This window comes from Halopseudomonas yangmingensis (assembly GCF_900114825.1).
GTDB classification, from domain to species: domain Bacteria; phylum Pseudomonadota; class Gammaproteobacteria; order Pseudomonadales; family Pseudomonadaceae; genus Halopseudomonas; species Halopseudomonas yangmingensis.
The window spans coordinates 1-13,726 of the sequence record NZ_FOUI01000025.1; the positions used below are offsets into that span (position 1 = coordinate 1).

15 protein-coding genes are annotated in these 13,726 nt (G+C 56.2%); 9 read left to right on the plus strand and 6 right to left on the minus strand.

The window, feature by feature from the left end; translation table 11 throughout:
- Positions 1-294: 294 nt before the first annotated feature.
- Positions 295-444, minus strand: coding sequence for a hypothetical protein (locus BMZ23_RS15005; protein WP_177197300.1), 150 nt, complete (start codon positions 442-444; stop codon positions 295-297).
- An 813-nt stretch (positions 445-1,257) separates the two neighbouring features.
- On the opposite strand from BMZ23_RS15005, the gene BMZ23_RS14305 reads away from it, so the two are divergent.
- Both BMZ23_RS14305 and nadS read left to right on the plus strand, forming a co-directional pair.
- Positions 1,258-1,578, plus strand: coding sequence for a type II toxin-antitoxin system RelE/ParE family toxin (locus tag BMZ23_RS14305; protein WP_093478915.1), 321 nt, complete (start codon positions 1,258-1,260; stop codon positions 1,576-1,578).
- A 1-nt stretch (position 1,579) separates the two neighbouring features.
- Complete coding sequence (gene nadS, locus BMZ23_RS14310) at positions 1,580-1,870, plus strand: NadS family protein (protein WP_093478918.1); 291 nt, start codon at positions 1,580-1,582, stop codon at positions 1,868-1,870.
- A gap of 457 nt (positions 1,871-2,327) precedes the next feature.
- Here the strand turns inward: nadS and BMZ23_RS14880 are convergent, their stop codons facing one another.
- A complete protein-coding gene (locus tag BMZ23_RS14880) occupies positions 2,328-2,636 on the minus strand; it encodes a hypothetical protein (protein ID WP_143069610.1) in 309 nt (102 codons plus the stop codon).
- A gap of 36 nt (positions 2,637-2,672) precedes the next feature.
- Positions 2,673-5,639, minus strand: coding sequence for a Tn3-like element ISPa38 family transposase (locus BMZ23_RS14315; protein ID WP_003100881.1), 2,967 nt, complete (start codon positions 5,637-5,639; stop codon positions 2,673-2,675).
- Between the two features lie 182 nt (positions 5,640-5,821).
- Between BMZ23_RS14315 and BMZ23_RS14320 the strand changes: the two genes are divergently transcribed.
- The 7 genes from BMZ23_RS14320 (at position 5,822) to BMZ23_RS14350 (ending at position 9,061) form a co-directional block, all read left to right on the plus strand.
- Positions 5,822-6,088 carry a nucleotidyltransferase family protein gene (locus BMZ23_RS14320; protein WP_016487057.1) on the plus strand — a complete coding sequence of 89 codons (267 nt, stop codon included), beginning with the start codon at positions 5,822-5,824 and terminating at the stop codon, positions 6,086-6,088.
- Complete coding sequence (locus tag BMZ23_RS14325) at positions 6,085-6,471, plus strand: HepT-like ribonuclease domain-containing protein (RefSeq protein WP_003100872.1); 387 nt, start codon at positions 6,085-6,087, stop codon at positions 6,469-6,471. Before BMZ23_RS14320 ends, BMZ23_RS14325 begins: the two co-directional genes overlap by 4 nt.
- 236 nt (positions 6,472-6,707) lie before the next feature.
- Complete coding sequence (locus tag BMZ23_RS14330; protein ID WP_003465043.1) at positions 6,708-7,064, plus strand: cupin domain-containing protein; 357 nt, start codon at positions 6,708-6,710, stop codon at positions 7,062-7,064.
- A 254-nt stretch (positions 7,065-7,318) separates the two neighbouring features.
- Positions 7,319-7,645 (plus strand): hypothetical protein, encoded by a 327-nt coding sequence (locus tag BMZ23_RS14335; protein ID WP_003100858.1) that lies wholly within the window; start codon positions 7,319-7,321, stop codon positions 7,643-7,645.
- Positions 7,642-8,142, plus strand: a complete 501-nt coding sequence (locus tag BMZ23_RS14340) for a hypothetical protein (protein ID WP_003100856.1) — start codon at positions 7,642-7,644, stop codon at positions 8,140-8,142. Before BMZ23_RS14335 ends, BMZ23_RS14340 begins: the two co-directional genes overlap by 4 nt.
- Entirely contained in the window at positions 8,139-8,510 is a 372-nt protein-coding gene (locus BMZ23_RS14345) for a hypothetical protein (protein WP_003100853.1), read from the plus strand. The genes BMZ23_RS14340 and BMZ23_RS14345 overlap by 4 nt, the downstream gene beginning before the upstream one ends.
- Positions 8,504-9,061 carry a recombinase family protein gene (locus tag BMZ23_RS14350; RefSeq protein WP_004118524.1) on the plus strand — a complete coding sequence of 186 codons (558 nt, stop codon included), beginning with the start codon at positions 8,504-8,506 and terminating at the stop codon, positions 9,059-9,061. The genes BMZ23_RS14345 and BMZ23_RS14350 overlap by 7 nt, the downstream gene beginning before the upstream one ends.
- Positions 9,062-9,951: 890 nt before the next feature.
- Here BMZ23_RS14350 and BMZ23_RS14355 read toward each other — a convergent pair.
- The 3 genes from BMZ23_RS14355 to BMZ23_RS14365 all read right to left on the minus strand — a co-directional run.
- Complete coding sequence (locus BMZ23_RS14355; protein WP_143069611.1) at positions 9,952-10,317, minus strand: hypothetical protein; 366 nt, start codon at positions 10,315-10,317, stop codon at positions 9,952-9,954.
- Positions 10,318-11,646: 1,329 nt separating this feature from the next.
- Positions 11,647-12,969 (minus strand): tyrosine-type recombinase/integrase, encoded by a 1,323-nt coding sequence (locus BMZ23_RS14360; RefSeq protein ID WP_093478924.1) that lies wholly within the window; start codon positions 12,967-12,969, stop codon positions 11,647-11,649.
- Positions 12,970-13,539: 570 nt separating this feature from the next.
- On the minus strand, positions 13,540-13,726 hold a 187-nt coding region (locus BMZ23_RS14365), incomplete at its 5' end, for a transposase (protein WP_143069612.1).

The following is a 13,726-nucleotide window of genomic DNA, read 5'->3' on the forward strand; positions in this document are numbered from 1 at the left end:
GCAATGCGCTCGTGACTGAGACCGGCTTCGTATTTGAGGCGCAAGACCTCGGTGATCTGTCGCATGGAAATCCTCGCAGCCGGCATCCGCTCTTCCTCGTGGAAAAAGGAAGCGGTATGCGCGATTAAGTTGAAGAATTCCAGTGTGTTGGCAGTGATTCCGGGGGAACGTGACCGACGATTCCGGCATCGTGACCGGTGATTCCGGGAAATCCCCCAAAATCGGTCACGATAAAACGGAATGAGCGGTCACGTTAGTCCGGAACAGGCGGTCACGTTCAAACGGAATGGGCGGTCACGATGGGCCGGAATATGCAGTGGTCGCAGGATCAATCAGTGTGAGATTGTCAGGTCGCTTCAGGCCGCTTCCTGGTGCCGCACACCCGACCATTCCGACCAATGTCAGTCCAACCATCGCCAGCTTTACCGCCTTGATTACCTTCATTGCAAATCTCCGTAGTGCTTTACAGGCTGATTAGGGTAATAACGGAACTGTTCGTATGGCAGCATATTCCTGCTAACGTAGTCGAATATTCTTGAAATTCTGGAAATGTCGTGAATATACCATGGAGTTCTGGCGCGTTGGTGGTCGGGGTGCGTATTTTAGGTGCACTCAAAAGGCATTGCTATTTTGGCTTTGTGCTTGCCAGCAATGCCTAAAAATTAATGCACAGATAGGAGGGTAGAGCTCCGGTGCGACCAAGTCCCAGCCGGCAATGAGGTCAAAGCAAATCCATTTCAGCGCAGTGACTTGAGAACAAAGAATGCCTCGGCTGGGCTGAAATTTGGGTATGACAGGTGATCTGTTCACGTCTAGGCCTAGATAGCTCCTCCGTGAGCACCAAGACCTGCCAATGCGCGGGTTTTTTTATGCCTATAACTACGCCGGCACACAGGGGGGGGTTGCCCGAGCAACGGGGTCAGCCAGAGGGGTCTAGACATTCGTCGTCACCCACCTGAACAACTACTAACCCATTGATTTGCCTGACATCACAGCCCTGAGCAGAGCTGGCTGAGAACCTGCTGAATGTCTAACGGCTCGGCTTATTCGTCTAGCATGCGTTGTTCAGTCAAATGAGCGTTAATTCCAACACCTTGAATCTACAAGGTTTTAGCGGATTCCCCAGCGCTGCTGACCTCTTCAGTCAAATGACCGGCAAATGAGCGGCACGCCGGAAAGGGGTCGTCTCAGAAAACGGAAAAATCGCACGCTAAGGATTTGTCATAGCCGTTGCACTATCCGCCATTGGCGTATAGAATGCAGAGCACGGAATTCATCGAAACCCCAACATTCACCCGCCTGCTTGCCGCGCTACTGACAGATGATGAGTACGCGGGCCTCCAGAATGTCTTGGTGGAGAACCCGGAACGGGGCGACATCATCAAGGGTGGCGGTGGAATCCGTAAGCTGCGCCACGCGCTGCCTGGGCGCGGCAAGAGCGGCGGGGTTCGAGTGATCTACTACTGGCTCCGGGACGATGGGCAGATTTACATGCTGCTGATCTACCCGAAGTCGAAGAAGGACGATCTGACCGACCGGGAAACCGCCTTCCTGCGCGAATTTGTGAAGGAGCTATGAGATGGAACAAGCATTGTTTGATGACCTGGTGCAAAGCCTGAAAGAAGCCAAGGCGATTGCTCGCGGGGAAGCGCCCGCCTCGCGCCGGATCAAGGTAACGACGCCGGACGCGAAGGCGGTACGTGAGCAAATCGGGCTGTCACAAAGCGAATTTGCCCAGTTGATGCAGGTCAGCATCAAGACGCTGCAAAACTGGGAACAGCATCGCCGCAACCCGACCGGCCCCGCTGCCGCCTTGCTCAAGATCGTGCTTGCTGCGCCGGATGTGGCGCTCAAGACGCTGCACGCTTGATTCTCGAAACTCGCCGTTCTGCACGACTTCAAGCGAGAACGGTTTTTGAGAACATCCCGGCCACGTCGGCGCTAGAAGCGGCCGACTTCTCAGCAAGGCTTCTCGCAGACCTTCGTTTGCGAGAAGCCTTTTCCTTTGTGGGCCAAGCGCGGCATGCCTTCGCGGCTTGTTATGCCGTCGGCTTAACGTACTTTATTTTCCGTTTTCTGAGATGACCCCGGAAAGCACCTAAAGCGGGGTCTTTACCCTGATTGACCCGCAGCTAAGGGCGGGACAGTCAAATGACAGTCAAATGAGATCAGGCCCAGCTCGGTACACAACGATAGGTATTGCAATTGCGCCGGGTTAATTTGGGGCATAGCCCTTGTAGCGGATAAGCCAGAGAGGGTTTCCCGAGCAACCCTTTATAAATCAATTGCTTGCGCTGTATTTCGTGACCTTCGGAAACCGAATGCCCTCAGATACAAACCATCATATCTCGCCGCCAAGAAGCAGCCTCAGACGGACGAGCAACGCCACGCGAAACCAAAACACGGAACACCTCCAGCACAAAAACTATCGCTTCAGCGTCGCAGCCAAAAACCTCAGTGACAACGACAAGACCACGCGACGCGACCAGCCCTTGACCACGAAAGGCAAATACAACCCGAACCCGCTCACTGTCAGCAGGCAAAATATCCAGGCGCGATAACGCAGACAGGCGGCCACCCGTAATCGAGGCGTCGATCATCTCAAGCAAAGTGTTTGCAGTAAGCGTGTTGTGCATTGAGGGGTCGTCTCAGAAAACGGAAAATAAAGCACGCTAAGCCGGTTGCAGCGGCCGTAGCGGCCTGAACTTGCCCGCGCCGATCTTGGCGCTGCTGCGCCAGAGGTAATCGCCGGTCAGGTTGATGTGCTCCCAGCCGAGCGGCGACAGGTACTGCAACAGGCCGTCATCGACGGCTTGACCGTGGCCACGCAAGGCGTTCGCGGCCCGCTCCAGATAGACCGTGTTCCATAGCACGATGGCCGCCGTCACCAGGTTGAGGCCGCTGGCCCGGTAGCGCTGCTGCTCGAAGCTGCGGTCGCGGATTTCCCCCAGGCGGTTGAAGAACACGGCGCGGGCCAGCGCGTTGCGCGCCTCGCCTTTGTTCAGCCCGGCATGCACGCGGCGGCGCAGCTCGACGCTTTGCAGCCAGTCCAGGATGAACAGTGTGCGCTCGATGCGTCCCAGCTCACGCAGGGCGACGGCCAGGCCGTTCTGGCGCGGGTAGCTGCCAAGCTTCCTGAGCATCAGCGAGGCCGTCGCCGTGCCCTGCTTGATCGAGGTGGCCATCCGCAGGATTTCATCCCAATGGGCGCGGACGTGCTTGATGTTGAGCGTGCCGCCGATCATCGGTTTCAACGCCTCGTAGGTGGCATCGCCCTTCGGGATGTAGAGCTTGGTGTCGCCCAGGTCACGAATGCGCGGGGCGAAGCGGAAGCCCAGCAGGTGCATCAACGCGAAGACGTGGTCCGTGAACCCTGCCGTGTCGGTGTAGTGCTCCTCGATCCGCAGGTCGGATTCGTGATACAGCAGGCCGTCGAGCACGTAGGTCGAGTCGCGCACGCCGACGTTCACGACCTTGGTGTGGAACGGCGCGTACTGGTCGGAGATATGGGTGTAGAACGTCCGCCCTGGGCTGCTGCCGTATTTCGGATTGATGTGGCCGGTGCTCTCGGCCTTGCTGCCGGTGCGGAAGTTCTGGCCGTCCGACGATGACGTGGTGCCGTCGCCCCAATGCTCGGCGAAGGGATGTCGGAACTGCGCGTTGACCAGCTCGGCCAGTGCCGCCCCGTAGGTTTCGTCGCGGATGTGCCAGGCTTGCAGCCAGGCCAGCTTGGCGTAGGTCGTGCCGGGGCACGATTCCGCCATCTTGGTCAGGCCCAGGTTGATCGCGTCGGCGAGGATCGTGGTCAGCAACAGGTTTTTGTCCTTGGCCAGGTCGCCTGACTTCAGGTGGGCGAAGTGCCGGGTGAAGCCCGTCCATTCGTCTACCTCCAGCAGCAATTCGGTGATCTTGACGTGCGGTAGGATCATCGCCGTCTGGTCGATCAGGGCCTGTGCGGTATCGGGCACCGCCGCATCGAGCGGCGTGATCTTCAGGCCCGACTCCGTGATGATGGCGTCCGGCAGCTCGTTGGCCAGCGCCATGCGGTTGACGGTGGCGAGCTGCGTTTCCAGCAGCGTCAGCCGGTCATGCAGGTACTGGTCGCAATCGGTGGCCACGGCCAGCGGCAATTCGCTGGCCTGCTTGAGGCTGGCGAATTTCGCGGGCGGCACCAGGTAGTCCTCGAAGTCCTTGAACTGGCGCGAGCCTTGCACCCAGATGTCGCCGGAGCGCAGCGCGTTCTTCAGCTCCGACAGCGCGCACAGTTCGTAGTAGCGCCGGTCGATGCCGGTGTCGGTCATCACCAGCTTCTGCCAGCGCGGCTTGATGAACTCGGTCGGCGCGTCGGTGGGCACCTTGCGGGCGTTGTCGCTGTTCATGCTGCGCAGCACCTCGATGGCGTCGAGTACGTCCTTGGCGGCGGGCGCGGCCCGCAACTTGAGCACGTCGAGAAATTCCGGCGCGTAGCGGCGCAGCGTGGCGTAGCTCTCGCCGATGCGGTGCAGGAAATCGAAGTCCTCGGGTTGCGCGAGCCGCTGCGCTTCGGTGACGCTCTCGGCGAAAGCATCCCAGGACATGACGGCCTCGATGGCGGCGAACGGATCGCGGCCCGCTTGCTTGGCCTCGATCAGCGCCTGGCCGATGCGCCCGAACAGCCGCACCTTGGCATTGATCGCCTTGCCGGATGCCTGGAACTGCTGCTGATGCTTGTTCTTGGCGGCATTGAACAGCTTGCCCAGGATGCGGTCATGCAGGTCGATGATTTCGTCGGTGACGGTGGCCATGCCCTCGATGGCGAGCGCCACCAGGGTCGCGTAACGCCGCTGCGGCTCGAACTTCGCCAGGTCGGCGGGCGTCATCTGGCCGCCCTCGCGGGCGATCTTGAGCAGCCGGTTCTGGTGAACCAGCCGCTCGATGCCGGAGGGCAGGTCGAGCGCCTGCCACGCCTTGAGGCGTTCGATGTGTTCCAGCATGTGCCGCGAGTTCGGTTTGACCGGGGATTGCCGCAGCCAGGCCAGCCACGTCGTCTTGCCGTTGTCGCGGCGCTTGAGCAGATCGTCGAGGCGACGGCGATGCACGTCCGTCAGCGGCTCAGCCAAGGCGTCGTAGAGACGCCGGTTGGCGCGGGTAATCGCTTCGGCGCTCGCCCGCTCGACGGCGTTGAGGGCGGGCACAATGACCGACTGCCGCCGCAGGTGCTCGATCAAGGCTCTGGCCAGCACGATGCCCTTGTCGGTTTGCATGGCCAGCTCGGTCAGCAACTGGACAGCCTGCCGGTAGTGGCCAATCGTGAACGGCTGGAAGCCGAACACCGTTTGCAGCTCGACCAGGTGCTCGCGTCGGGTCTGCTCACGCTGCCCGTACTCGTCCCAGCTTTCGATGCCGACCTTGAGCTGGTTGGCGACCAGTCTCAGCAATGGCGGGAACGGTGGCTCATCAGCGCCAAGGATGACGCCGGGAAAGCGCAGGTAGCAGAGCTGCACCGCGAAGCCCAGCCGATTGGCCGGGCCGCGCCGCTGCCGGATGATGGAGAGGTCGCTTTCGCTGAACGTGTAGTGACGGATCAACTCATCCTTGGTGTCCGGCAACGCCAGCAGGCTTTCGCGCTCGGCGGCGGAGAGGATCGAACGGCGGGGCATGCGGTTTCCTTCTTCTTGAAAACGTAGGTTTGTGACAAGCCCGCCAAGGCAACCGGCGCGGCACGGGAATCAAGGCATTGCGATTCTCGAAAATAGTTCTTGAAATTCTATTCTTGATTGCATATCATCTCAACGAGTTTCGATAAGAAAGGATGCCCATGCGACCGTCTGTTGTGCTTGACATGAAGCGAAGCGCAGTGCGTGAAGCGGTAGGCCGCTTTCGCGCCGCGAACCCGCGCGTCTTCGGCTCGGTGCTGCATGGCACCGACCGGGATGGCAGCGACCTCGACCTGTTGGTCGATGCGCTGCCCGGTGCCACGTTGTTGGACTTGGGCGATTTGGAAGAAGAACTGAAATCGCTGCTCGGCGTTGACGTCGATCTGCTGACTCCCGGCGACCTGCCGCCGAAGTTCCGGGCCAAGGTGCTCGCGGAGGCGCAACCGATATGAGCGAGAACCGCCTGCCCGATTACCTCGACCACATTCAGCAGGCCGCAACCGATGCGCGCAGCTTCGTGGAAGGGATGGCCAAGGACGACTTCTTGGCCGACAAGCGCACCCAGCAGGCCGTCATCATGAGCCTGATCGTCATCGGCGAGGCGGCCACAAAGGTGATGGATGGCTACGTCGAGTTCACCCAGGCGCATGCCGACGTGCCGTGGCGCAGCATGCGCAATATGCGTAATCGCATGGCTCACGGCTATTTCGACATCAACCTCGATGTGGTGTGGGAGACGGTACAGGAATGGCTGCCGGCGTTGCTCCAGCAATTGCCCGCCGTGCGTCAGGATGCCGACGATGAAGACCGTAACGACAAAGGCATGGAGCCATGACCAATCAAGCCGCCGATGTTCGGCCCCTCTGGCGTGTTCGATCCCGCGACCTATGAGCCGCGCTCGGGCAAGACCTTCTGGATGGCCGCAACGGACGTGAGTTCGCTGGTGGGCAAGGAGGCAGCAGCCGACACGCTCATCGGCAACTGCACGACCGCACGACCAGCCTCCCGTTCAAATTCGAGTTAGAACTCATATCCAGCCTGTCTGGGGGCACTGTGAAAGAGGGATCTCCGATGACTGTTGAATCGAGAATATTTTCTGTAGCCGAGTATGTTCAGCCGTCCGAAGGCGAGCCTATTCGTTCCGTTGTGCTTGAAACCCGAGACTCAATTATCGTGGTTTGGCATGTCCATCCCGGGCAGGAAATTGCGGCTCACATTCATCCTCACGGCCAAGACACGTGGACTGTTTTGTCGGGAATGGCTGATTACTTTCAGGGCAATGGGATTGTTCGTGCCCTCAGGGAAGGTGAGATAGCCGTGGCAAGACCGGGCCAAGTGCACGGGGCGCGAAATACAGGTACCGAGCCATTTGTGTTCGTCTCGGTTGTGGCATCAGCCAATGCCGGTTTCGTATTGGCTGAGCGATAGAGCCCAATCTCTGGAGTTGGTCCAATGAGCGGTCGGGGAGATAGGTAACAGACATGCAGCGGACACGGCTGCTAAACCAGGTCGCAAACCTCCTTGCGTCGCAGCGTGCCGCAAGCGACGCGATCAATCGAATGGGGTCGGCATGAGACTGAACACCATCCAGTTCCCGACCGCGTAGCCGCCTGTCCTGCCGATCAGGTCTTGACCATCGACGCCTGGGATCAGTCCTGAATGTTCTTGGAGACCACTACGTTATGAGCCGCAGCCGCCGCAAAACACCCATCGTCGGGCACACGACCTGCGGCAGCGAGCGCGAGGACAAGAAGCTCTGGCATCAGCGCTGGCGCACCCGTGAGCGCACGGCGCTGACCAGCGCGTCGCCCGAAGCCCTGAGCGCCCATCTGCCCCTGCTGGAAAACCAGGCCAGCAGCGTCTGGTCGATGGGCAAGGATGGCCGCTCCTACTGGCCCGTCAAGCGCCAGGCCGCCACGGCGGATCGCATCGCCAATCACAAGGGACGCAACCCGCAAGAACGCGCCTCCCTGAAAAAGCGCCTGCTGCGCAAGTGGATGAGCAAATGAAGCTCTCCTTCCATCAGCACATTGCGCTGTTCTGGATGATCGGTGCTCCGGGCGTCTTCGCGCCCGTGATCGAGAACGCCAAGCGGCCCGATGCCGGCGCCGTCATGGCGTGGGGTGTCGCGATCGTGGCGGTGATGATCCTCTTCACCCCTTTGCTGCTGCGCTGTCCACCATTCCGGCGCTGGTATGGCCGGACGGATGCGCTGTCGGAGCGGCAGCGCCAGGCGCTTGCCGAGCGCGGCCTGCGCCGCTACTACCAGACCGCTTTCGATGACGGCTACGTGCCCCGCGTGATGCCCTACGTGTGGCGCATCATCTGGACGGTCGGCGGGTTGATGGCTGTGACCGCCGTACTGCCTACCAACACCGGACGGCCAGCCTTCGATGCCTTGGTGGTCTTCTCGACCTGGTATCCGATAGGCGTGATGCTGCTGGTTTTCGCGTCGAGGCCCCTTGGCCGGTTGATTCGCCAAAGAGCACAGGAGCGGCGGAAATGAGCACGTCAACCATCGAGGCGCTGGCCAGCGCCTGGGCAAGGATTGCCGAGGAAGCGGAATTCCCCGCTGACTACGAGGGGACTGCCACACCACAAGCGCATCGGGCTAGCGAAGCTATTCAGGAGCAGATTCGGGAGCGCATCGTCGCCACCAACGACATGCGGCTGTTCAGCCTGCTGCACCTGCTGGGTCAGGCGTCGCTGCGCATGGAGCAAGCGCTGTGGCCGGAGGATTACGAGCGGATGACGCGCGAGGTTGAGGAAGCCCTGCGGCAAGCCACCGACGCCAACGCCAGATCGTACACCCACGAAGAAGTGATGCAGGCGATGCAGGAACGCATCGACCGGGCGCGAGACAAGCCATGTTGATTGGCTATGCGCGCGTCTCGACGCAGGATCAGAACCTGGAGCTGCAACGCGAAGCCTTGAGCAAGGCCGGATGTAAAAAGGTCTTCGAGGACAAGGTGAGTGGCACGCGGGCAGACCGGCCTGGCTTGGCCAAGACGCTCGAAATGCTGCGCGAAGGCGATACTTTGGTCGTCTGGAAGCTCGACCGGCTGGGCCGGTCGGTCAAGCAACTGGTCGATCTGGTCGGCGAGCTGCACAAGCACGGTGTCCAGTTCAGGAGCCTCACCGACTCCATCGACACCGGCACACCATCCGGGCGGTTCTTCTTCCACGTCATGGCGAGCCTTGCCGAAATGGAGCGCGAGCTGACCGTCGAGCGCACCCGCGCCGGGCTGGAAGTCGCCAAGCAGCTCGGCCGCAAAGGCGGCCGCAAGCCGAAGATGACCGACAGCAAGATCGAGTCGGCCAAGAAGCTGCTGGCCAGCGGGGTGCCGCCCAAGGACGTGGCCAAGAACCTCGGCGTGTCCATTCCGACGCTGTACCGCTGGGTGCCAGCCTCCACGCACGCTTAGCGTGCTTTATTTTCCGTTTTCTGAGACGACCCCATTGAAGCCCTCCAGCGGTGAAATCTCTCTTGATTATCCGCGCCCTGGAGAAATCCCAATAGCCTGGCGATTCCGGCGCACTGAACCGCTCTCTGAGGGCGACATCGTTCGATTTTGTCCGCTATCTCTATCGCCCCCAAAAAGGCATGACGTGGCGGAAAATGGAAATGTGCGCCCAGGCGTGACCTTGAAGGTGCTTGGAATCGGCTCAGATTTGCTCGTGACGGCGTTTTGAGGGCACATCCTTTGCCTACCCATAGGGTCGTCGGTGATCGCTGCGTGTGCGCGATTATAGAGGGTCGTGACATCTCCACTCTCCTCGAAACAGAACCGATCAAAAAACAATCAGCACGGCCCGCGTCAACACCAACAGCACAAACGCAATCTTATCCACAGATCAGCCCACAGATCCTGTGGAGAACAGCCAGCGCGACGGAAGTAAGATCCGCAAAACAACTCTCAACATCCAGACCAACAAAACCACCAAGCGCACCAGCGAAAATAAATCAGCAGCCAACAACTTCGAGCCGCGTTCTACCAACGTCTAAGCCGACGAGAAGACTGGCGATACCAAAGAAATAAACTCGCCCCAATTGTAACCGAGCGACAGTACGCCTTCGACCAAAACAACAAACAAATCCACCGCCAGAAAATCCAGCAAGACAACACAGGAACCCGTCAGCCGAACAACACGGAGCCCAGCATTGCAAGAAATCGCAACACCTCAGCCTTCAAACATTCAAAAGCAATTGCTCCGCTACTCACAGCAGATACAAACACACAGCTACACCTGAGCAAGCGCAGACCAGCCACAACAACCAAACTATCTACGCCTACGCGACCCGTGAACAATACAATCAAAACACATCAAGCTCAGTATCAAGCCGCTGTAATTCAAACGTGATCCGATTCATCAGCGCGTACACAACCGGATAACCATGAACATACTCACAAAAATCATCAGCCCAGTCCTCCCGGTAAAGCATACCGCCAAGATCAAACGAAAAACCTCCGTTCCGGTAACTCGTCGAGTGAATCACAACACAACTGTCGTCCATCGAAACTCCGTCTACCGATAACCAAGATATAAATACACCAGCAAGCTCCAAACCATCATCACGAACCGTCATCAAGTGAAGAAAGTTTCTCCGCTGCTGACCAGGCGCGTATCCATGAATCTCACCGTTGGGGATTATCGGCGGAAAGTATTTCTCTGAACCCAAGCCCCTAAACTCCATCAGCACCGTCCCGTTTCTCTGTAGACACAACACAAACACCATCAGCCAAATCGCCAACAGCGCACAGCCACAATGTTACCCTCAGCGCAATACCAGTCAGCTTCTCTGCAACCGATGCAAGTACATACAATATACCAATCGCCGCAACTACCCAGCACAACGCAACTACATGATGCAGCAGAGCATTCGGCAGAAAACTTAAAATGTACGTCAGCGAGGGCATTCGTCTGACCCCTCGGCTCCATAAGCAACATTCGTTGCAGCAGAATCACAGGATTTATTCCGCTTCACATTGATTAGCCGGCGAACCTCAAGTATGTCTGACTTGCAGCGCCGCAATTTACCCGCAGCTTCAATCAGAAGATTCCTAGATAGCCCGTATGCAGCCAGGCCGCTTACAATTCCAGCAGCTAGTATCAGATTGATCTCGAAAAATACACCAAACATATTTCCCCTCAGTTTCCGCTTGAACTGTTGTCATGGGCCAGAACCCAAATCACATATCCAGACTATCACCTCTACCGCTAACCCAAGCCTCAGCGCGGGGCATGGTCAGGTTTTGCGCCTACGCGACCCGAAAATCAGTGTTTGGGGAAAATGTGCATCTCTGAATACCTTACTGTTATCAGAGATGGGGGTGGCTCTGAATAAGGCATTAGGCTGTTTTGGGGAGGTAAGGAAAATGAGGGGGGGGGTAAGGAAAAAGTGTTTTAAATCAATGTGTTGCGTTTTTCCTTGATGTTTTCGCACGCTCAGTTGGGGGGGGGTAAGGAAAATCGGCAGAGGGAGGTAAGGAAAATGAGGGGGGGTAAGGAAAAAGTGTGTTAAATCAAAGCGTTGCGTTTTTCCTTGATGTTTTCGCACGCTCAGTTGGGGGGGGGTAAGGAAAATCGGCAGGGGGAGGTAAGGAAAATGAGGGGGGTAAGGAAAAAGCTTGTTAAATCAATGCGTTGCGGTTTTCCTTGATGTTTTCGCACGCTCAGTTGGGGGGGTAAGGAAAATCGGCAGGGGGAGGTAAGGAAAATGAGGGGGGGGGGTAAGGAAAAAGTGTTTTAAATCAGTACGTTGAGTTTGTCATTGATGTTCCCGCGCGCTCAGGCAGGAGGGTAAGGAAAAAGTTAACTGGATCAGTGCGCTGGTCATTTTGTAGCAACCCTTTTCTGTCGTGGTTTTGCGCTAAGGGAAAGTGTTTCGCTCAATTTTATGTTGGGTGTATTGTTAATGTTTTTGTGCAGGTGGGTTTTTGGAACTTGGTCTTTTAAGGTTTTGAATAAATGTTTTTATGAGCATCTCTGGGCTGTATCTTCTTAAAAGTTAAACCAAAATAACTCTTTCTAATATCTCTTGCCATTGGACCATTGTTTTCTTTCGTCGCGGTAATGTCATCATGGGGTTGTTTCTATAGTGATCGTTGACTATACCTCCAATACCATGTGCTTGTATTTCATCTGAACTTCTGTCGTCGATGCCGTATTTTGCCATTAGCTGAGTGCATGTTCGCCGAAGATCTCTGGCGGTGAATGGTTCAATTCTCTTGTCACCAATGAAAGCGTGCTCTGATTGAAGCCAACGGTTAATGGCATTTTTTAAGCTGGAAAGTGATATTGGTGTGCTGTTGTTTCTTGTGGTCCATGGCCTTTTCATTCCTCCATTTATTCTATACATTTCGTTCATTATTTCAGTTGCATATACGTTCAGCGGTACTGGGTGGTCCCGCTTGTTAGTTGCACCACCTCTACCTTTGCTATGGTGCAAGTGAGCTATTTTGTTTTCAAGATCGTATGAAGGCCATTCTGAGTTGATGATGGGCGTCACTCTTTGACCTCCGGTTGCTATAATAAATTTGATTAGCATTGTAATGATCGGGCCTACCCTGTCTGTAAGTTCTAACGTGTGCCATAGTTTGCTTAGTTCCTCTTCGGAAAGGGCGCGTTTGATTTTTCGCTCAACTCGGTCGATTGTGATTGCTACGGCTGGATTGCTGGAAATGTTGTATGATTTGCTGCAGGGGCGGCCAATGTAGTTTTCTGATTTTATTCCATAGTTGAAGGCGGCAGAGATGAATCTCCTGGTCCGCTCCGCCATAATCTTTGCCCCGCGATTGTAAATAGGCGTTATAAGTTGCTTTATGTGCCATGGTTCGGCTTCTGCCGCATATATGTTAAGAATTTCTGGATTGTTTTCTAAGAGTTTTTTATAAATCCGTTTCATTTCATCGATTGATTCAGCTTTATCTAAGCGATCGTTTAGATAGTCTTCAAAAAGGTCGCTAATTGTTCCTCGCGCAGCAAGGAGCTCCTGAGCTCTTTTTTCTTCAAGAATTAGAAGCTCTTGCTTTCTCTTTATGCCTTCATAGTATTGTGATAAGTCGCCATGTGTTTTTGCGGTTTTAGCCAGCTGAATGACGCGCTCCCTGATTTCGTTCAGAGTTAGTCCGTCATCGCGATTTTTTTCGCGATATATACCGATCCGAAATTTCTTGCGTTTGCCGAGATCGCTGTAGCGGTAAGTGGCTGTGATCAGGCCGCTCGGAACGCGCTCGAAAAGTATTGCGCCGTTTCCTCTACCAGGTACGGACTCTGTGAGCGTTTGCCCAATGCACAGGGCGCGTAGCGATTCAGCTCGAATGATGGCCATGGTGGTGTCCGGTTTGGGTACCGTTTCAGGTACCGTTTCCGACGGCAAATTCTGAACAGATTGAAACGCCGTGAAACGGATTGTAACGATAACCTATTGATAATAATGGAAAAATATCTAATTTGATACTGTGAGTCAATTACTGAAACAGTATCGAAAATCCCTTGTAATCAGTAGGTCCCGGGTTCGACTCCTGGTGCCGGCACCATATAGATCAATGACTTAGGCTTGCAGTGATGCGGGCCTTTGCTCTTTCTGGGCTCTGATTCAGGGTTTTGGTCACAGCTTTGGTCACAGCTTCTCGGTTGGTTGAACTTCTGGTCACAGCTTCTCGGCTTCGAGAGTAGAGCGACAACTCCTCTATGCAGGTCGGGCCGGGATCTGGTTATCGACCAGTGTCATCATGCCAATAACGAATACCCTAGGGAAACGCTGATCAAATCAGATTTGCGCATCACCCGCGCCGATCAACTGAGTTTTTGATGCAACCAGCCTGTTCTTGGCGACAATGCCCCAAAAATCGCCTTCAATTCCGGCCATTTTGGCCTGTTTTCACCCCATTACAGGGGTTCAAGACGCAATAACCCCATCAGTCGTTGCATAACACCGCTTTGCCAATACCAGATTGGCCAGCGCAAACAGACTGAACAGCTGGGCCTGATTCTTCTCCATGCCCCGGTAGCGTACCTTGCGGTGGCCAAACAGATTCTTGATCACATGGAACGGGTGTTCCACCTTGGCGCGGATGCTCGCCTTG